Genomic DNA, 19,105 nt, shown 5'->3' with positions numbered 1-19,105 from the left:
GGGTTAAAAACGGAATTTTTTTATAGAAAATAGGCATAAATTAAAATGTTCACCAAAGTAAGAGGAGCGCCGATTTTTATGAATTCAAAGAAGCCAAAGCCTCTAACGCTTCTTTTTTCACAGTTTTGAATGATAATAATATTACTTGCTGCTCCTAAAATTGATAAATTGCCTGCAATCGTACTTCCTGCCGCTAAAGCCAACAGACTTGAATCAGAAACAGAATGGTGCAGGAGTAGTGGTAAATATAAGACTACCAACGGCACATTGGAAATAAATTGGCTCAGAATGATGCTGATTATCAATATAACAGGAACGGCGGTAACAGAAAGTTGAGAATGATTGATCCGCGTTTGCAAGAAACCACTATCCCATACACTTTGCATCAGAATAAAAATACTCGCGAAAAAAATCAAAGTGCCCCAATCCAACCGTTTGAGGAGTTCCCATCGGAGTTTACTAAAAAAAATCGGCAAGGATGAGATAAGCGCCATGTAACTAAAATTCAAGTGAATAGGTGATTGTAGGGATTCAAAAATTATTTTAAGGGTGATTAGCAAAAAGAAAATGATTAAGCTCAATTTAACAAGGGTCATTGTATGATGATCATTGACAGGCTTAGGAATAGGCTTTTCTATAGGTTCATTTAAGATATCTCTATATAAAAAATAAATAAAAAAATAAGTAATGATAAGATTTATTACAGTGGGTATCGCCAAGAGTCTTATGAATTGAAAAAAAGGCGATGGCATGTTTGCTTTTACAGCAATCAATAAATTTTGTGGATTACCGATGGGAGTGAGCGTACTGCCAATGGTGATTGAAAAAGCCAGTGCAAAAAGTAGAGGTTTAATTAACCTTTTATTAGATTGACACAATTGAATAATAATGGGGGTACCGATGATGGCAATTGTATCATTCATAAGCAAGGAAGCACTTAAGCCAAGAATAAATAGAATAATGAATAAAGCCTGTTTTCCTGTGTGGGCATGAAAAAATATTTTATCGGTTAGCTGTTCTAAGTAACCACTGTCTTCGGCTGCTTGGGCGATGAAAAAAACCCCAAACAGATAGAGCATCACATCCGGTTCAATTGCTGCAATTGCATGAATTGGAGTGATTTGCCGCAATAATAGCGCGACAGCAGCACCTACCGTGGTTATCAGCCAAATGGGAATGATGACCTGACTCATTCTGCGAATAGCAATTCCAATTAAGGTGATGAAAAGAATCAGGATTGCTGCAGGCATTCTTTAATCACCTTAATTCATTAGTTGTTTTCGAGTGAAGCATATTCCTGTGTTGATTGCGAGGAAGATAGTTCTTCATTGTTTGATGGTAGGCTATCGGCATTGCCTACGAGCTTAGGGCGCTGTTTGGTAGAAAATAAACTGTTTGCTGTGATTAAAGACCTAGGTTTTTGGGAAATTAATCGTTTCGCATCAGTCACCGTTGGCGCTCTTACTGTTTTTAAATCATCTGCGGGAGGCAGCACTTTAGTTGGAGACTCAGGAGGCAGCTCAATGATCTTACCTGTTTCATGTAAACCCACTTTCGAATTTCCTTTTGCCAAGATGACCTCGTAAGCCACATTATTTCGTTCAAGCCATAATTTAAGTGCAGTAACAAACGTCCAAAAGTCTTCCTTTTTACTCAAGGATAATAGAAATTCAGATAATTTTATAGGTAAACCAAAACGGTAGTTTAATAAAACTGGAAGTGTATATTTGACTGTGGCTGCAATAGGCTTATGCGCTGTCGTTAGTGATTTAACGGGTTTTGCTGCTTCGACTATTTCCAGAATGTAGAGTAAATCACTGCGTATGTCAGGCCAAAATTGCTTAATCACCGGGTCATTGACTGCATTTTTAGGGCTAAGAAACATATTGGGTAAAAGAACTCTTGCCGTTTTCTTGAAAAAACCTGGTTGTGTCACTTGTACTTGCTCTAAATCGCTTTCAAGTATGTTCGTTAAGAATTTAAAAACAGTTGATAGAGGGATGAATGGCTTTGATCCTGGTGGTTGTTTAAAATCAATAGGTATTCTTTTCATCAATCCTGCAAACACCACATCAACAGCAAATCGTTTCGTACGATCAAAAATAACCAAAGGATCGACAGGGATTGCTCCTTTTGCGGATCGAACTAAGGGTAAAGACATGTGTGATGCAAGATTAATATGTGCCAAAAGTAATAAATGGCGTAAGGTTCTGAGATAAAGATAGGGAGGCATTCCCACGGTGGATTCAAGGCCATACTCCATCAAAGTTGAAGCCGCGGTGTATGTTAAACCCAAAGATAATATGGATTCCGACTTCATGGCCTTATGGCGCTCGCAGCGTTCTGGTGTTGCCATACGCGTAATATATTCACCATAAAAGTAGATGGCTAATATCCAAGAAATTTGCTCGCCACCATAAGGAAGTTTGCTAATTCCCCAAAGTAAGACATCATTAAGCATCAATACTAAAGGTTCACGCAGAGAACCTTTAAATTTACGTTTAAAATTACAATCTTCTTCTGTTTCCCCGCAGAGGGTTGGAGGAGGAGGAGTCTGTTTTCCTTTGTGTTCATTAAAAGCTGAAGAACCAAATACATCAAGCGCCAAAGTATGTGCAATTATTTTAGGGGCTTGTCTGTAGGTATAAGCCTGAACTCCATAGTTGATTAAAGCCAATGTCGGTAAAACTAAGGAGTAGGGTGAAAGACCTGTTGTTGAATCTTCTGGATAGCTTTGGCGAACGTAGCTTTGTATTCCGTTGTTGACAAAATGTACTGTGGCAACAGGTAAAACATCATGGAAAAGAATATTTCCTGCGCCATTGACAATTTTCATCACCGGCGGAGTAACTACAGCAGGAATTGCCTCACGTAAAGCTAAAACTTGCTCCACTACATAAAATGCTGTATTCGCAGCATAGGCTATGGTTTGCTTTATCGGTGCATTATTCCAAACCCATGTTGCTCCATTGCCAAATGATTTGGCCCCATTAACGGTAGATGTCCACCAGTTCATATGTTTGCTCTCCCTGCAACAACGAAATTTTATTGTAGGGGTAAAAATTTAGAAATGCTAGTCTTTTTCTCATGAAGCGCAGGAACATAACATGTTGTTACGATTCTATTAAGATCAATATGTCTAAAAACATAGTGGGTTATTCTTTATCTTTCAGCTCAACGACTCCAATGTCATCACTGATTAATTGTTTCTTCCACGGTAAGTCATGATAAGTTTGACCCTTTTGCAGGGGTAAGATTGGATATTTGATCACATCAAAAAAGGGGGAAAGATCAAAGTCACTAGGGGTATATAGCCGGGGATTTCTGTGGATTAATGCATAGCCTGTTTTATCTTTTTTTATAAGCGGCAAAATAGGGTAGTTTACTGATTGAAACACATGAGCAATCATCGAAGAGCATATATCCTCTGTGGGTTGCAACATATTGTGCTGGAATAAAGAAGAGCGCCATTTACGAGGAAAAAAACTCCAAGGAAAAATAAAGCGTGCCAGATCAAAAAGATGTCTTAAACTGTAGTACTTGCCAATTTTATGAATGGCGGCAGCAATCACTTTTTCTTTATCCTCGGCGAGCAGTAAGGACGGTCTTAAAATGCGGATGTGATCATTTTTATATTCATCAACACACGAAATTCGAGTTCCTTCGCCAAGGACACTTTCTATGATGAGCTGATCTGAAGTCAGATTCGGAGAATTTTTTTGTACTATTTCACGTAAAGACGGATTTGTAATCTCCTCAAGACGCCCAATATATAAAGCGGCGTGCGTCCAGGTGCTTTCGGAAATAAGGCGAATAATATTGCCCATACGTGTATGACTTTCTACTAAGAGCACATCTCCAGGTTTTATTTCCTGGGTGAATTGAGCGAAATCATACAGATATGTTCTTTTAGTGACGTTATCTTCCTTTGATAAAAATTGGTAAAATTTTAATAAAATGAAATTTATAAAAGTTTTTTTATCGCTTTCTTTCATTGTTGTTGTCCGTAACTTATATTTTTATCCAACCCTCATCCGCCCTAACGGGCACCTTCTCCCCCATGGGGAGAAGGGATATTTTTAGCTTAATGACAGCGGAGAAACTTTTCACAACCATCAATTACGCAATCTCCCCTATCCCACTTGTGGGAGAGGGGTAGGGGTGAGGGTGATCTTCTTCCCTGATAGAGAATAGAGAAGAAAATTTTATCTTATAAATTCTGATCTGGGTACTCACAAAGATCCTGGATGATGCATGTCTTGCAATGAGGGCTTCGTGCCGTACACACGTATCGTCCATGCAAAATCAGCCAATGATGGGCATCTTTTAAAAATTCAGGCTCTATGTTTTTTATGAGTGCTTTTTCCACCGCTAAAGGAGTTTTCCCTTTAGCAAGTCCAGTCCGATTGGCCACTCGAAAAATATGCGTGTCTACTGCAACAGTGGGTTCGCCAAAGGCTGTATTGAGAATGACATTGGCAGTTTTGCGCCCCACTCCAGGTAGAGATTCCAATTCTTCACGTTTATTGGGAACATTTCCATCATACTTATTAACCAGCAAAGCACAGGTTTTCATAATATTTTGTGCTTTGCTGTTATAAAGACCTATTGATTTAATATATTCCTTTAATTGTTCCAGCCCCAAATCTAGAATATCCTGAGGCGAGTTTGCAACAGGGAATAATTTAGCAGTTGCTTTATTTACCCCAGTATCCGTTGCTTGGGCTGATAAAATGACCGCGATTAATAATTCAAAAGAAGAATGATAAACTAATTCAGTCGTTGGATGAGGATTTTGCGCGCGAAAGCGTACAAAAATTTCTCGACGTTTTAGCTTATTCATAATTTTTTCGCTTTAACACGTGCCAATGCTTGTTGAATGTAGTCTTGCTTTGCATGTATGTCTTGAGTTTTATCCGCTTTCAAAGCAAGTTGACGTTTTTCTCTGTAAGCTTGTTGCTTTTCATGTTCCTCGCGCAATAAACGGCTTTGTTTCGCGTGAAAACGTGTGCGTGCCAAATCTTTATCGTAGTGTACCTCCGGTAAAGTAACCATCTCAATGCAATCGACTGGACAGGGTGCGACACACAAACCACAACCGGTACATTCATGGTCGATTACTGCATGCATTAATTTGCCACTGCCAATAATTGCATCAACTGGGCACGCTTTGATGCATTTGGTACAACCAATACATTCTGCTTCACGAATGACTGCAACCGATGGCGCGCGAGTATTTGCAAGTGCGTCTGCCAAATAAGGAGTTGGATCAACCTGCAATAAAGCGCCTAACGCTTTGACGGTGGCAACTCCTCCAGGAGGACATTTATTAATCGTGGTTGTCCCTTGAGCCAAGGCTTCAGCATAGGGTAAGCAACCAGGAAAATCGCATTCACCGCATTGAGTTTGCGGCAAAAGCGCGTCAATTTCTTTAACTGAGGCCATTGTACACCTGTTTGGATTGCTCCAGCATGGCTTGTATTTTTTCCTTTTCAACACGCACCATTAAAGGCTGGAAAGTATTGAGATGGTGATTTAATAAAGGATGATCGATTGCATCCCAAGCAAGCGGTTCACAATTCAAAAAGTCTTCCGCGGCTTTTGCCATCTGCGGCAATACCGGCTTTAAATAAGTGATCAGGATGCGAAATAAATTAATTCCCATGGTGCAAATGTCTTGAACTTCAGATAAACGTCCTTCTTCTTTTGCCAAAACCCAGGGTTTATTCATATCAATGTACTGATTCACTTTATCAGCACAATCCATGATGTGACGAATAGCGCGTGCGTAATCACGAGAAATAAAAGATTCTATGATCTCTGCGCGCATTTCCAGCAGTTCTGCATACAGCCGCGGATCACTTAAGCGGTCGCTGAGGCGGTTATCAAAACGTTTATTAATAAAACCGGCACAACGACTGGCGATGTTGACCACTTTTCCGACCAAATCGGCGTTGATGCGATTGATAAAATCATCAAAATTTAAATCCAAATCATCAACACGGCCATTGAGTTTGGCCGCAAAATAATAACGCAGGTATTCAGGATGCAAATGCTGTAAATAAGTACGCGCTTCAAGGAAAGTCCCACGTGATTTTGACATTTTTTGGCCGTCAACAGTCAAAAAGCCATGGGTATAAACTGCTGTGGGCATGCGATGACCACTGGCAGCAAGCATGGCGGGCCAAAATAAAGCATGAAAGTAAACAATGTCTTTGCCTACGAAGTGGTACAATTCGGTTGTGGAGTCTTTATCCCAAAATTCACTAAAGGAGATATTTTTCTCATCACAGTATTTTTTAAAACTGGCCATATACCCAATAGGGGCATCAAGCCACACATAGAAGTATTTGTCTGTAGTCCCAGGAATAGCAAATCCAAAATAGGGCGCATCGCGGGAAATATCCCATTGCTTTAATCCGGCGGCAAACCATTCATCCAGTTTGTTCGCTACCTCTGCTTGCAAGTGACCACTACGGGTCCATTCTTTTAAGAGATGCTCATAACGAGGTAAATCAAAGAAGTAATGCTCTGAATCTTTTTCTATAGGTTTGGCACCAGAAATAGCAGATACCGCATCGATTAGATCCGTCGGGGAGTAGGTTGCACCACATACTTCACAGTTATCGCCATATTGATCTTTAGCACCGCATTTGGGACAGGTTCCTTTGACATAACGATCTGGCAAAAACATTTGTTTTACGGGGTCATATGCCTGACGTATGGTTCTTTTAATGATTGAGCCATTTGCTTGCAATGCCTCGTAAATCGCTGAAGCCAATGCTTGGTTTTCTGGCGAGTGGGTGGTGTGATAGCAATCATAATCAATGGCAAAGGCTTTGAAGTCTTGTTCATGGCTTAACTTAATTTCAGCAGTCAACGCTTCAGGTGTAATCCCCATTTGCTCTGCTTTCAACATAATTGGGGTCCCATGCGCATCATCGCCACAAATGCTGATGCACTCAATGCCCGACATTTTATGGGTGCGTACCCAGATATCCGTTTGAATGTGTTCGACTAAATGACCAAGATGTAAATGGCCATTTGCATAAGGTAAGGCGCTGGTTACCAGCATTTTACGTTGTTTCGCCATCAATGAGTTACCCGCTTGTATTAAATGAGAGATTATAACGCATATGAGTGATAAATGCTGTAGGTAGCTGAGTTATTGCGAGAGTCTTAATTATAGGCCTGTTTTGGAATCAAGCGCACCATACGATGCGGTATTCGCGCAGATTAAAATGAGTTGCCACTCTTTTGCATGTACAAATAAAAAACGCGGCCTAGGCCGCGTTTAGCAGTAATTTTCACTCAACCCAATTATTGCTGGCTGCCTGAAAGCTTACGTACAGGTGTGTGAGTATCTTCTTGGTCCAGACCAAGTAAATCTTCTTGTGATTGTTTAGCAGTAACAGTAGCTTTTGATGAAGCAGGTGGTTGAAAGTGAAACACTTCCGCTTCTTTTTTATCTTTCTTTTCAACTGAAGAAGCACCTAAATTGCTTAATGAGCTAGGAACTGATGGTACCAACAAATCATGTTGATCTTCACTAACTGAAGAAAGCAATGAAGCTTGGCGGCTAACACGAGCCTTTTTGCAGCAGCCTGCAACCCAAGAAGCAAAGTTACCAACAGCAGCACCAACATAAGCTAGAGTAGAAGTAGCTGCAAAAGCTAATGCAGAAGCAACACCGATTTGTGCAAGAGCGTTAGCGCCAGCGATACCTGCAATCGAAATACCGTAGATTGAGAATGAAGCAACAGCAGTTAAAGCAGCAGGCCACAAGAATAAAGTAAGGGCAGCAGCACCAGCAACAGCTAAAGAAGTCCAAGCAGCAACAGCAATCGCTTTCTTATGCGCAACTAAAAAGTCAGCAGCTGCACGAGTAACAGTCTTGAGACCATCAGCTAATAAGCCAACTAAAGATTTGATACCATCAGCTAATAAGCCAATTAAACCAGGCTTTTTCACAGATAGACCGGTTTGCTTATCTGTTTCAGTAGAGCCTAATAATAAATTAGTAATAAAGTTAAAGGCAGTAGCTGGCGCATAACCAACTGCACTGAAGAAATTACTGATTTTTTCTTTCTGTTTTTTTGTTAATGCCATGTTTTACTCCAAGGTTATAAATCACGGCGGATGATAGCAATGTTTTTGCTACATGTGAATCAAAAATGCTCAATTTGTTGTAACAAAAGTGTAAAATTATTTGATTTTTTGGCACCAATAGTATAATAAATAGACATGTTTTTCTTTATTTGCCCTTGAAGATAAATTATTGTTCATCCGTGAATCCTAGTTATCAGTTAGGGACTATCAATACCTGTCTTTAATCGATATTACTTATTGGTGAGATGAATGACGGTATAAGGTAGGGTCAGCAACTCCAGCTCCGATAAAACCACGTTGTCTAAACGTACAGCTGTCGCATTCTCCGCAAGCTTCGCCAGCATCATTTGCCTGATAGCATGAAACCGTTAAGCTATAGTCTACGCCTAGGCTTGTCCCCAATTGAATGGTTTGTACCTTACTCAAGTGCTGTAAGGGCGCGTGAATGGAAAAATGATCCCCTGTGACGCCCGCTTTGGTTGCCAAATTGGCTAAAGTTTGAAATGCATCGATAAATTCAGGACGACAATCCGGATAATGTGAATAATCAACTGAGCTTGCGCCGATAAAGATATCTCGTGCCCCTATGGATTCAGCAAGACCTAAGGCCATTGACAAGAAAATTGTATTGCGAGCAGGAACATAAGTAACGGGAATCTCAGAGCCCTCCTGAAAAGCAGGTACTTCCATGTTGGAATCAGTCAAAGCGGAATTGCGGAACAGTTCTGCATCTAAGGTAACGATATGATGTTTGGCCACTTTATAATGTTGTGCAATACGCTGCGCGGCGAGCAACTCAGCAGAATGCCTTTGTCCATAAGCAAAACTTAGTGCATAACAGGAAAAACCTTTGGAGGTTGCTAAAGCCAGACAAGTCGTTGAATCCAGACCCCCAGACAGTAAGACTACCGCTTTTTTCATAATGTAAAAGTCTCCATGAAGAATTTAGCTATCTTATAACATGTTCAATAAGCCTAAGTAAAAAAAGCTCGCTACATTTTGCCGACAGGTCATGAAGTCAAAGGAAATCATTTTTTACTACGTGCCGAGAATTCTGAAACTTTGAACCCATTACCCGACCCCGCTGACAAGTCGCTGGGGCTAGGCAGGGGATTTTACCATTTAACTGAATGGTGTCTGAAAATGTTGCGAGGGTTTCTGTCTAGTCTTATCGAGAAGTTACCTTTTTTTAGGTCAAAAATGCTGTTAGAATGCGCCAAATTATGCCATAACATGGGACCTTATGACGACTACTCTTTATCCTGTTATCCTAGCTGGAGGTTCTGGAACTCGTTTATGGCCATTATCTCGTAAAAATTATCCGAAACAATTCCTGGCTTTAAATGGAGAGTTATCCCTTTTACAACAAACCGTGAAAAGGGCTCAGAACTTGGTAAGTACTCAATCTCTTATTGTGAGTAATGACGCCCATTATTTTCTTTGCCAGGATCAATTAAATCATTTTACCCATTCAATGACTTATCTGCTGGAGCCTTGTGCCCGCAATACAGCTCCGGCGATTGCCTGTGCTGCGCATTACTTATCTCAAATTGCCGGCCCAGATGCAATGATGTTAGTACTGCCTTCAGACCATTGGATAGCCGATGATCAGGCATGGCGAGAAGCGATGTTGATCGGGGCGCAATTTGCCGCCGAGCATCAAGCTCTAGTTACTTTTGGTATTGAGCCTGATAGTCCTAAAACAGGATATGGTTACATAGAGGCGGGTATGTCCTTAACCGACAAGGTGCAGCAGGTTTTGAGTTTTAGAGAAAAACCAGCCATTGAGATGGCAAAAGAGTTTATCGCCAGTGGCAATTATTTTTGGAATAGTGGCATGTTTGTGTGTCGTGCTGATGTCTATCTCCAGGAGTTAGCAGAATACCAACCTGATATTTGTTATTTTAGTCAGCAAGCGGTTTTAAAAGCCCAGCATCATCATGATTTTTTACGTCTTGATCTCGAATGCTTTTCGCGTTGTGAAGCAGAATCTATTGATTATGCGATTATGGAAAAGACTAATAAAGCAGCAGTTATCCCGGTTTCCATGCAGTGGAGTGATTTAGGATGTTGGTCTGCAGTTGCCGATGCAAACATACCTGATCAAGACGGAAATACGGTGACTGGAAAAGTTATTGCTCAGCAGAGTACGAATTGCTTGATTCATAGTACCGACATTTTGGTCACTGCAATCGGGGTTCAAGATCAAATTATTGTCGCAACCCAAGATGCTGTTTTAGTAGCAGACAAGCAATATTCACAACAGGTTAAGGATTTGGTGAGTTCTTTAAGTAAAGATCATCATCAAGTAACCCAGGATCATCAGCGGGTATCTCGTCCATGGGGATATTATGAGATTTTAGCCGAGGGTGCTTCATTTAAGGTAAAGCGACTGATGGTGAAACCTGGAGCACGTTTATCCTTACAAATGCATCAGCATCGAGCGGAACATTGGGTGGTTGTTTCTGGGAAAGCAGAAGTAATCAATGATACGCAAACAATCCACTTATCGGTAAATCAATCGACTTATATTGCACAAAATACGCTGCATCGATTAAGCAACCCAGGAGATGAGCCGCTGTATGTAATTGAGGTTCAAAGTGGTGCCTATTTGGGAGAAGATGATATTAAGCGTTTTGATGATATTTATGCCCGTGATCTCTCCTAAAAATTGAGCTGCCTTTAGGTTGGGTCTTGGCCCAAGCTACAAGATCGCAATGAATTTTACATCATGGGGCATCTTAACCCCGAGTTTCACATTATTTCACCTCAAAATATGATTAAGTGCCTCTTAAAAGGAAGTATTTTGTAAAATTATGGTTTCAAATGTGTAAATCAATGTATGTACATCTTGTTTTTTTAATTGATTTTATGTTATAAAAAAGAACAGATTAATTTTTTTCTTTGATTAAATGAATTAGTCGCCGAAATTCATGATCACCGAGGTGGCACTTATGGCAACAAGTAGCGCAATTCTTCAATCCTTTCTTCGAGATGCTTTAAAAGAAAATAAGGAATTTGCTGATTTGAGCTTCGAGGATTTGCTTAAGTACAACAGAGCAGAGTGCGGCCTTATCAAAATCGATCCAGAGCAGTTTGATTTTGAAGTTGAAGATCAAGATGAAGATGAAGCCCGCAAAAAAATTCACACCCTCCGTAAATTGCTTCACGGTAAGAATGCCATCGTTTTGCAGGAAGGTGCGCTTTATTATGTTGAAATAGATGAACAGCGAAACAACGTAAAAATACGCTTTCTTGAAGAACCAGATCAACTCGATCCCAGCGCCCAGACTTATGAATACTTTCAATCCATTTCCCTTCAAAAGCAATATGACCAATTAAAACAGGCCTGTTCTAAAAAATATCAACGTGCCAGAGGAGCAGAGCTAGACGCAATCCGCTCTTTAACTGGTCGCGCGTACACGGAACATCGTAGTGATAGTTTTCTGCCCTCCTTAGAGTTTTATTTAGGAATATTGGATAACACCGATAGGGTTATGTTTGCATATATGAGTGACCAACAAAAAGAAGAGTTGGCATTCAATTTGAAAATTACCCTGATGCTTTTGGCAGCACAACAAAAGCATGAGATTGACTATCAAAAAACAGAAAATGCAAAAAAATATGGGGAGTACATTAAAAGATGTTCAAAGTTCCTTATAGAACTGGATCCAGTGTATGAACAACGTATTAAAGACTATCCTGAGAATGTTATCAACGTCGCAAAAGCAGTCAAAGCAGGACAACATGATGCGCAACCACTAAAATATTTAGGTATTCCACTTGGTCAATTGTTGGCCAGAGATGTTGTCGATTTATCGGGTGGTACGGCTAAAGAAATTAGAGATAATATGGGACGCCTGAATGAAGCTCGACTCTATTGGGTATGGGGATCAAGTTTCTTAAAAACAGTGATTAGCCTGGTTCCCGAGGATTTTTATTATCAAAAACAGGCAACCGATGTGATAAGAATGCCTGATCCTTATACCGGGAATCTGAGCTGGATTTTATATTACGCTCGTTTTGCCTTGAATCTGTTTTTATTACTCAAGCACACCATTAAACATCCATGGATGAGTGACGAAGAGGCAAAAACACCTTGGCAGGAACGTTTCCTAACGCAATGGGATCAGAGAAAATTTACCTTATTGAATGATTCAATTTGGGGAACGGCTAATTTAGTGTGTTTTTTCTGGCTTACTGGAAAAGGTTTATTAGGTACAGCTGGGGATGCGGTTACTCTTGCCCTATTAGTTTTTGATATTGCCATAGCATTATGGGATTTTGCTGAGCAAAGTACAAAATATAATAAAGCCATGCTGCAATATGAAGAAGATTTAGAACGATTACAAAGGCAACTTCAAGCTCTTAAGGATCGAGAGTTAGCGCTTAATGAAGAAGAGCTAAAAGAAAAACGCCAAATCGAGATACAAATCCATACATTGAACCGTGAAAAAGGAAAATGCGAGAGAGAATGGCAACTGCAAAAGGTATCCTTAGTTGTTAATATCGCCTACGCTGTTGGTTTGATGGCGGCTTTTATGATCTTAACCATGCCATTCATGCCGATATCAGCTCCAGTTTTAGCTTCAATGGCCATCGCTGGTGCGGTATTGTGCCTTGCATTTACGATTATCAGTAATGTAATCAAAGGAGGTATTGAGATCTATAAAACCTATAAGACGATGGAAGAGCAAAAAAAAGAGTATTTACTTAAGGAAGCTGAATTAACTAAGTTATTAAAATGTGAATATTATAGTTTAAACAAGAATGAAAAAGAGCTTCTATTTTTAGAAATCAAAAAATGCCAAGCAGAATCCGAATATCAAAAAGAGATGATAGTTTATCAATCAGTAAATTTAGTGCGCAGCATTTTGATACAATGTATGGTTCCTGCTGTTGTTTTTGCCAGTTTAATGTTTGTACCTTTAGGCATAGGCATCCCAATGCTTGTTGCAGCAGCAGCGTTGGCGATCGCATCTCAACTTTTGGTGGATGCTCTATTTAAACCAGAAGAAAAGAGTTCGTTGGAATTTGATGACAAAGAATATTCGGCGTTTTGTCAAAAACTTCTTGAAGAGCCTACGCCTGAACCAAAACCTGAGCGTTCATTCATTTTCTCCTTGTGGAGTAAAAAAGAGCTTTCAAGCGAGAAAGTACCTTTGTTGGGTAGTGACGATGGACAAACGGTTACCCCAGCTGGTTCTCCCATGAATGATTTTTGTTAGTATCGTAGCCTGAATATTTTAGCTCGGATTAGCTCAGCGTAATCCGGGTCAGGCGTTTTCTGCAGCATTTAAATTAGACACTTTAGTTAATTAATTTTCATTAAAATTCAATATCTTATATACAAATAAAAACTGGCTTTCAGGTTCATCTTATGTATAATGTTCAAAAGAAGCCTGGTTGGAGTGTCTTAATGAAAAAGCTCACTGCCTTGTTGTTGCTTGTTTTTTCTGTCAACGTCGTTGCTTCTGTAGGATTTGGCGATGCATGTGACACGCATGCAGGCATGTCTGACTCTTATGTGCTTGCCCTCAGTTCACAACCAGGTTTTTGTCAAACTTATGGTTATGAAGCAGGTAAACCCGAGTGCATGCACTTATCTAAAAACTCGTATCAAGCAAAACATCTTACCTTACATGGTTTATGGCCAAATCAGAATGCTTGTGGTCAAAGCTATGGATTCTGCGGGGTAGAACAAAAATCCAGACATTGTGCTTATCCTCCATTGAGTTTATCACCCCAAGTATCGGAAAATTTGAAAAAACTTATGCCCAGTTACAATTATGGGAGTTGTTTGGAGCGCCATGAATGGAATAAGCATGGCAGTTGTCAAATTTTGTCTGCAGATGAGTATTTTTCTTTAGCCATGCGATTGACCGAAGCGGTCGATAATTCAGTTTTAGGACAGTATCTTACCCAACATCAAGGACAAAAAGTGCCATTAACTGTTTTGCGGGAGAGGGTAGCCCAAGCCTTTGGAAAAAAGAACTCTGGCAAGGTTTATTTAGGGTGTAGAAATGGTATTTTGGTTGATATTTATATCCAATTGCCGGCTTTAATCCCTTTTAATGAATCGTTAGAATCTCTAATCGATGATGCCCCTAATGCTCCAGTGAACGATACTTGTCCTGCTCATGTAATGCTTTCTGATTTTAATAAGGGATCCTGGTTTTAGTTACCTCCTGGAAAAAAGGAACGCCACGGATCCCCGCACCATCTATGAATTAGGTAAATCTTAAGCACAATAGCTAAGAAAGTTGCTCAAAGAAAATTTTGTAGCAAGTCAGTCATACTATTTTTATGAGACCAGCTACTCCTGAACCGGGTAGAACAGATCTTGAGTAGATTCTACCCTGGCTGATGTTGTTATTATCCCTGTAAATATTCTCATCATGTGAATATCTAGGCCAATAGTGAATTCAAAGAGTGATGCAGCATCATTGACCTTGCACATTGCCAGAAGTTGCTCTAATGTAGAGGAATTATTGAAACTAGGAATGAAATCTATGCAAAAGCGGTTTTACTTATTGATTCTAAGTGTCTTTTTATTAACCGCTTGCGCGCATCATGGGCTCCAAAAAAAAATAACACCGCCTTTACCACAAGCGGTGAAGACGAAACAAGTCAGAGCAGTTCCAACCTTTAATCAGTTGGTTATAGAAGGACCGCTCAGTGTTAATTTGCACACGGGCTATAAACAGCCGCAAGTGATTTTATCCGGAGATGCGCGTGATCTCGCCACAGTAAAAGCAGAGGTCAAACAAAATACACTGTATTTGTCTATAGGTAATGCCCATGGTCCAGTTTATGCGGATGTTCGCGGCCAGTTTCTTAATCGCTTGATGGCTCAAGGTGTTCCTTTAATTAGGGGAAGTCAGATACACACCAGTGTATTGGATGTTTATTTAGTAAAAACGGGGAACGTCAGGTTAGGCGGTACTATCGGTTTACGCGTATTGGATGTCAAGGGCAAAGGCCTGGTGCAAATTGGCGGTATCGCAAGCCAAAATTTACAGATAAATCTGCAGGGAGACCCAAAGGTTCAGCTTGAAGGGGTTGCCAATTTAGCCAACTTGTCGATGTATGGCAATGCCTGGCTCAGTTTGTATTGGGTTAGAACGGATAACTTGATGGTTCGTGCAAAGCAGAAAGCGACGCTTCAACTAGCGGGAGCAGTCAATAGGCTTGATGTTGAACTCTGGGGAAATGCTCGATTTAAAGGACGTTATTTACGTGCACAACGTAGCTTTGTAAGAACGCATGGGCATTCTGTTGCAGAAATTTCGGTGGCGAAACATCAAAGTAATTTAGCTACGGATGCCAGTGATATTTATTATTATAACCTGCCAACCACTCGAGCGGACTTTATGGCTTTTGATGGTTCGGTATTGGATATGCGTGAGTGGAATCAAGCAGAGTTGAAAGATTTTACTCTTTACAATAAGCAAGTTCCTTAAAAGAATGAGGTTTTTTACCCTCAGCCTGTGCAACCGGAATGATGGGTAACACTTTAAACCGGGATGATAGGTAACAGATTAAAATTTTAGGGCCTAGAAATTTTATTCTGTCTCACATCAATCATCCCTAGTTTTAGTTTCGAGAAGAATAAAGAGGCTCTTCCATCATCAATGATTTGCAAGCCGACAAGTTCTCCTCTTAGTAATTCAGAAACATAATATTTTTTACCAAACCATTTTATCTCACCGTTGGTTCTCACTTTCCGCACTTCATAATTACAAGGGTAACTGACTTCTGGGAGTTTATTGGGTAAACTTCTTGATGAAGCGCGATAGATATCTGCAGGTCTTTTTCCATCAAGTGCTTGGTGAGGTCGTTCTTGATTATATTCATTTCTAAATGCATCAAAACAGTGTTGTTGTTCCTCAAAATTTAATTTTGGAGGTGAAGCCACCGCTTCTTTTAAAGTTCTATGCATTCTTTCGTGTCTTCCGTTTTGTTCTGGATGACCTGGTTCAATGCGCTCAGGCATTATCCCGAGTTTTAACCACCAGATTGAAAGTGTTGTTAAGGCACCAATCCCCATTCCAGCGAAAGGTTGTCCATTATCGGTTCTAATTACATCGGGAAGACCATACTCAATAAATGCCTGCCTAAATCCTTCTTTTGTTTCTTTTTGTCGAGGACCAACTAATCCTTTGCATAACAATAAGAAACGACTGTGATTGTCCGTTATCGTCAGTGGATAACAATAGGTGCCACCTACCTTAAATTGTCCTTTAAAGTCAGCACTCCAGGTATGATTTGAATCGTTGCATTCCCTAAATGGTTCTGTACACGCTGATACGCGCCTCCTGTATTTCCTCGGCTTAACTAAACCATGCTTCTTTAAAATATCTCCTATAGTACTTACTGCCGGCCACACTTCTTCGGACTCATTAATTAATAACCAATCTCTTAATTTGTCCGGGCCCCATTTAGGATAACGATATTTCAACTCAATTAATCGTCGTTGCTTCTCATAAGGTGTTCCATTTGGATGGTGATGCCTTGCATGGGATTTTGGTTTCAACGCAGCCTCTCCCTCTGCTTTATAGCGATTTATTAGTTTATAGCCTGTTTTTCGACTCACTCCATAATGCTTACACAACTCGCTAAAACTAAATTCTCCTTTTAACCAATCTCCAATAAATTTTAATTTCTCTATTTCAGCCTTTGTATTCAGCCAATTCATTGGTAACACCTTTTTCTCCTAGAATAGTGTTACCTATCATCCCGGTTTAAAGTGTTACCAGTCTACCCGGTTTGTACCAGCCCACCCCCCTCTCCCGATAACGGGGGAGAGAATTTTTTTTATCAACTGCATTAGTACAGCGTCATCAGGAGAGTTCCATTACACTCCGGATGACTGAGGGTGGCGAGAAGGTGCTTGTTAGTGCGGATGCGGTAAAAATCACATTTCCTTAATACCCAGCGCATCGTCTATTAACCGAAGCGAAGTTTTTTCATTCTGCCTAAAAGACGCATGCTGATTGATGCATTGAACAATCTGATCCAAATCATTATCTAATGGTAAAACATGTGCGGAGTTAGTGAGCCAATGGATTTGGGTGTTCGCTAAAGGGGAAAAAATTCGCTCTATCTCTTTTGAATCAACAACCGCATCATGGGTTCCTAAAAAAAGATCGATTGGACAACTTGGTGCTACCCAATGGTGTGTACGAATCAAGGTAAACAGTTCAATAAGTGCAGGAATTGGGAGCTTTCTGTAGGATATTTCAGCATATTGATCCGTTTGCAGATTCCCTGCTTGTCCTCTTAGCTCACAGAATCCAAGTTTTTTGAGCACAGCAAGAAGTTTCAAGTTCTGATCAATGTTCATACGTAGTTTTAATGCCGGTGCTAAAAGGAACATATGATTGAATGTAAATATTGTACTCAGCTTGCATGCTAAAATACCCCCAAGTGATAATCCCAGTATGTCTACTTTTGGGTATTCCTTAAATAAGGCTTCACATTCTAGCATGGCACAATCAAGCCAATCTTCAGCTTTGGCTTGTGCAAAAGCTGCAATGCTTTCAGCATGTCCAGGTAATGCAGGACAAACTAATGCATCGTAATGATTTATTTGAGGTATCAGGTAACGATACACTGCGGGGGAGGAAGTAAACCCATGTAAAAGCAGGAGGGCTCGTTCTTTTTTTGGTCCCCGTTGATTAATTGGCTTAAGCAGTGCTAAATCTTCCTTTTTTAAATCAAGCAATTGTTTGCCATGACTCATATAACGAAAATCATTTTGATTCATCATCATTTATTATTCCATTTCAGTGCATTTACTTTGCAAAATAAGTGTAAATTATGGGTAAATATGGCTCATATAAAAAGAATCCTGATATGCTTAAGTGTATCTGAAAATACTGATTCTGCGCTATTTATTTAGAGGCAATGTTTCTTTTGATGTGCTATCTTTATTATAATAGGGGTAGATATTGTAGAGGTTAAAGACAATGAGTAACGGAAAAACTGAACCTACCAGCCCAAAACCAGGCAGCCAGACCCCAGGTCAAACAGTTAGTGATACACCACCTCCTCCAAAACCACAGGTTATAGCTCCTGATGTATCTGATGGGCCAAAGCAAACCGCTAAGAAAGACGAAGACAAGCCTAAGCAAGAACAAGAAGTACCTAAAGCCAAAAAAGCTGAAGGTCAGGGAAAAGAAGAGGGCAAGGATAAAAAACCCCCTATGCAGGAGTACCTGGATGATCTGGGGAAGATGGTTGAGGATATCCAGAGCGATATCAATGGTGCTTTGAAAGATGTTGCAAAAAAGGGTTGGGATAAAGCTGCAGAATCTAAGTTGGGGCAAGCTCTAGGTGGGTTAAGTGATGCCATAGGTGCAAAGAAAGACGAATTAGTCGATAAAGCAAAACAAGCAATTTCAGATAAGGTCGATGAGAAGCTTGCAGAATTCAATAAAACTTCAGTGGGCAAAGCAGTTGGTAAATTTACCGATGCACTAAGTACCGCTAAAGATACGATTACCTCGCTTCCTGACAAAGCCAGCGACAAAATGGTTCAGGGTATAGAAAAACTTACCGAGAAAATAAATAACATTGGTAAGAAGGAAGAGCTGGGTAATGTAGTCAAGGCTGAAAATATAGATGCAGATGAAACGGTTGCAGTAGAAAATGAAAAAGAAGATGAAATAGAGCAAAATGAAGATCTAGAAGAAGAACAGCAAGAAGAGCAGGAAGATCTAGATGAAGAAAATGAGCAAACCTTTGATGAGATTGAAGACGAAGTAGAGGAAGACACAGTAATGGAACTTGGTTCTCCATCAGATACTACTACGTCTCCCATGTCTTTCGCGGAGCAATCATTGCCTCAAGATTTTACAAGTGTTTCACCTCAATCGAGTACACCAGCTCCTTCTAAAGATTTGACAGAAGATCAAACCGCAACTGTAAGTAATACGATGTAGCCTGAGTGAGGCAAAGCGAATCCCGGGGAAAAACGAGAACCCGGGTTATA

The 19,105-nt window shown here is 40.2% G+C and carries 15 protein-coding genes; 5 read left to right on the top strand and 10 right to left on the bottom strand.

Going from position 1 to position 19,105, the window contains the following annotated elements; genetic code table 11:
* Positions 1-20: 20 nt before the first annotated feature.
* The 8 genes from ACF8MK_RS04290 to queC all read right to left on the bottom strand — a co-directional run bounded on the left by ACF8MK_RS04290 (position 21) and on the right by queC (position 9,030).
* Positions 21-1,250 carry an SLC13 family permease gene (locus ACF8MK_RS04290; RefSeq protein WP_392538324.1) on the bottom strand — a complete coding sequence of 410 codons (1,230 nt, stop codon included), beginning with the start codon at positions 1,248-1,250 and terminating at the stop codon, positions 21-23.
* 20 nt (positions 1,251-1,270) lie between these two features.
* Positions 1,271-3,016 (bottom strand): hypothetical protein, encoded by a 1,746-nt coding sequence (locus tag ACF8MK_RS04285; protein WP_392538323.1) that lies wholly within the window; start codon positions 3,014-3,016, stop codon positions 1,271-1,273.
* A 139-nt stretch (positions 3,017-3,155) separates the two neighbouring features.
* Positions 3,156-3,995 (bottom strand): YiiX/YebB-like N1pC/P60 family cysteine hydrolase, encoded by an 840-nt coding sequence (locus ACF8MK_RS04280; protein ID WP_392538322.1) that lies wholly within the window; start codon positions 3,993-3,995, stop codon positions 3,156-3,158.
* A 215-nt stretch (positions 3,996-4,210) separates the two neighbouring features.
* Positions 4,211-4,843, bottom strand: coding sequence for an endonuclease III (gene nth, locus ACF8MK_RS04275; RefSeq protein ID WP_392538321.1), 633 nt, complete (start codon positions 4,841-4,843; stop codon positions 4,211-4,213).
* Positions 4,840-5,445: an RnfABCDGE type electron transport complex subunit B gene (locus ACF8MK_RS04270; RefSeq protein WP_392538320.1), complete on the bottom strand. Its 606-nt coding sequence runs from the start codon at positions 5,443-5,445 to the stop codon at positions 4,840-4,842. Before ACF8MK_RS04270 ends, nth begins: the two co-directional genes overlap by 4 nt.
* Positions 5,432-7,093 carry a methionine--tRNA ligase gene (metG, locus tag ACF8MK_RS04265; protein WP_392538319.1) on the bottom strand — a complete coding sequence of 554 codons (1,662 nt, stop codon included), beginning with the start codon at positions 7,091-7,093 and terminating at the stop codon, positions 5,432-5,434. The genes ACF8MK_RS04270 and metG overlap by 14 nt, the downstream gene beginning before the upstream one ends.
* Positions 7,094-7,320: 227 nt before the next feature.
* Positions 7,321-8,109, bottom strand: a complete 789-nt coding sequence (locus ACF8MK_RS04260) for a hypothetical protein (RefSeq protein ID WP_392538318.1) — start codon at positions 8,107-8,109, stop codon at positions 7,321-7,323.
* Between the two features lie 234 nt (positions 8,110-8,343).
* Positions 8,344-9,030: a 7-cyano-7-deazaguanine synthase QueC gene (queC, locus tag ACF8MK_RS04255; RefSeq protein WP_392538317.1), complete on the bottom strand. Its 687-nt coding sequence runs from the start codon at positions 9,028-9,030 to the stop codon at positions 8,344-8,346.
* A 322-nt stretch (positions 9,031-9,352) separates the two neighbouring features.
* Here queC and ACF8MK_RS04250 point away from each other — a divergent pair, with 322 nt between their 5' ends.
* The 4 genes from ACF8MK_RS04250 to ACF8MK_RS04235 all read left to right on the top strand — a co-directional run bounded on the left by ACF8MK_RS04250 (position 9,353) and on the right by ACF8MK_RS04235 (position 15,572).
* Entirely contained in the window at positions 9,353-10,777 is a 1,425-nt protein-coding gene (locus ACF8MK_RS04250; RefSeq protein ID WP_392538316.1) for a mannose-1-phosphate guanylyltransferase/mannose-6-phosphate isomerase, read from the top strand.
* Positions 10,778-11,063: 286 nt separating this feature from the next.
* Positions 11,064-13,337 (top strand): hypothetical protein, encoded by a 2,274-nt coding sequence (locus ACF8MK_RS04245; RefSeq protein ID WP_392538315.1) that lies wholly within the window; start codon positions 11,064-11,066, stop codon positions 13,335-13,337.
* A gap of 191 nt (positions 13,338-13,528) precedes the next feature.
* A complete protein-coding gene (locus ACF8MK_RS04240; RefSeq protein ID WP_392538314.1) occupies positions 13,529-14,290 on the top strand; it encodes a ribonuclease T in 762 nt (253 codons plus the stop codon).
* Positions 14,291-14,621: 331 nt separating this feature from the next.
* Positions 14,622-15,572, top strand: a complete 951-nt coding sequence (locus ACF8MK_RS04235) for a GIN domain-containing protein (protein ID WP_392538313.1) — start codon at positions 14,622-14,624, stop codon at positions 15,570-15,572.
* A gap of 86 nt (positions 15,573-15,658) precedes the next feature.
* On the opposite strand, the gene ACF8MK_RS04230 is transcribed toward ACF8MK_RS04235, so the two are convergent.
* Positions 15,659-16,807, bottom strand: a complete 1,149-nt coding sequence (locus tag ACF8MK_RS04230) for an integrase core domain-containing protein (RefSeq protein ID WP_392538312.1) — start codon at positions 16,805-16,807, stop codon at positions 15,659-15,661.
* A gap of 219 nt (positions 16,808-17,026) precedes the next feature.
* The gene (locus tag ACF8MK_RS04225; protein WP_392538915.1) at positions 17,027-17,878 is read right to left on the bottom strand and encodes an alpha/beta hydrolase; all 852 of its coding nucleotides are present in this window, start codon (positions 17,876-17,878) and stop codon (positions 17,027-17,029) included.
* Between the two features lie 202 nt (positions 17,879-18,080).
* On the opposite strand from ACF8MK_RS04225, the gene ACF8MK_RS04220 reads away from it, so the two are divergent.
* Positions 18,081-19,055: a hypothetical protein gene (locus tag ACF8MK_RS04220; protein ID WP_392538311.1), complete on the top strand. Its 975-nt coding sequence runs from the start codon at positions 18,081-18,083 to the stop codon at positions 19,053-19,055.
* Positions 19,056-19,105 lie beyond the last annotated feature (50 nt).

Origin of the sequence: Legionella sp. 227 (genome assembly GCF_043161935.1) — a bacterium.
Classification (GTDB): Bacteria; Pseudomonadota; Gammaproteobacteria; order Legionellales; family Legionellaceae; genus Legionella; species Legionella sheltonii.
The sequence above is the reverse complement of the archived record's forward strand: the minus strand, read 5'-3'. Positions and strand labels throughout refer to the sequence as shown.

Excerpts from the sequence above, each read along its gene's own strand:
- ACF8MK_RS04290 (WP_392538324.1), bottom strand. The coding sequence starts at position 1,250 with ATGCCTGCAGCAATCCTGATTCTTTTCATCACCTTAATTGGAATTGCT.
- ACF8MK_RS04285 (WP_392538323.1), bottom strand. The coding sequence starts at position 3,016 with ATGAACTGGTGGACATCTACCGTTAATGGGGCCAAATCATTTGGCAAT.
- ACF8MK_RS04280 (WP_392538322.1), bottom strand. The coding sequence starts at position 3,995 with ATGAAAGAAAGCGATAAAAAAACTTTTATAAATTTCATTTTATTAAAA.
- nth (WP_392538321.1), bottom strand. The coding sequence starts at position 4,843 with ATGAATAAGCTAAAACGTCGAGAAATTTTTGTACGCTTTCGCGCGCAA.
- ACF8MK_RS04270 (WP_392538320.1), bottom strand. The coding sequence starts at position 5,445 with ATGGCCTCAGTTAAAGAAATTGACGCGCTTTTGCCGCAAACTCAATGC.
- metG (WP_392538319.1), bottom strand. The coding sequence starts at position 7,093 with ATGGCGAAACAACGTAAAATGCTGGTAACCAGCGCCTTACCTTATGCA.
- ACF8MK_RS04260 (WP_392538318.1), bottom strand. The coding sequence starts at position 8,109 with ATGGCATTAACAAAAAAACAGAAAGAAAAAATCAGTAATTTCTTCAGT.
- queC (WP_392538317.1), bottom strand. The coding sequence starts at position 9,030 with ATGAAAAAAGCGGTAGTCTTACTGTCTGGGGGTCTGGATTCAACGACT.
- ACF8MK_RS04250 (WP_392538316.1), top strand. The coding sequence starts at position 9,353 with ATGACGACTACTCTTTATCCTGTTATCCTAGCTGGAGGTTCTGGAACT.
- ACF8MK_RS04245 (WP_392538315.1), top strand. The coding sequence starts at position 11,064 with ATGGCAACAAGTAGCGCAATTCTTCAATCCTTTCTTCGAGATGCTTTA.
- ACF8MK_RS04240 (WP_392538314.1), top strand. The coding sequence starts at position 13,529 with ATGAAAAAGCTCACTGCCTTGTTGTTGCTTGTTTTTTCTGTCAACGTC.
- ACF8MK_RS04235 (WP_392538313.1), top strand. The coding sequence starts at position 14,622 with ATGCAAAAGCGGTTTTACTTATTGATTCTAAGTGTCTTTTTATTAACC.
- ACF8MK_RS04230 (WP_392538312.1), bottom strand. The coding sequence starts at position 16,807 with ATGAATTGGCTGAATACAAAGGCTGAAATAGAGAAATTAAAATTTATT.
- ACF8MK_RS04225 (WP_392538915.1), bottom strand. The coding sequence starts at position 17,878 with ATGAATCAAAATGATTTTCGTTATATGAGTCATGGCAAACAATTGCTT.
- ACF8MK_RS04220 (WP_392538311.1), top strand. The coding sequence starts at position 18,081 with ATGAGTAACGGAAAAACTGAACCTACCAGCCCAAAACCAGGCAGCCAG.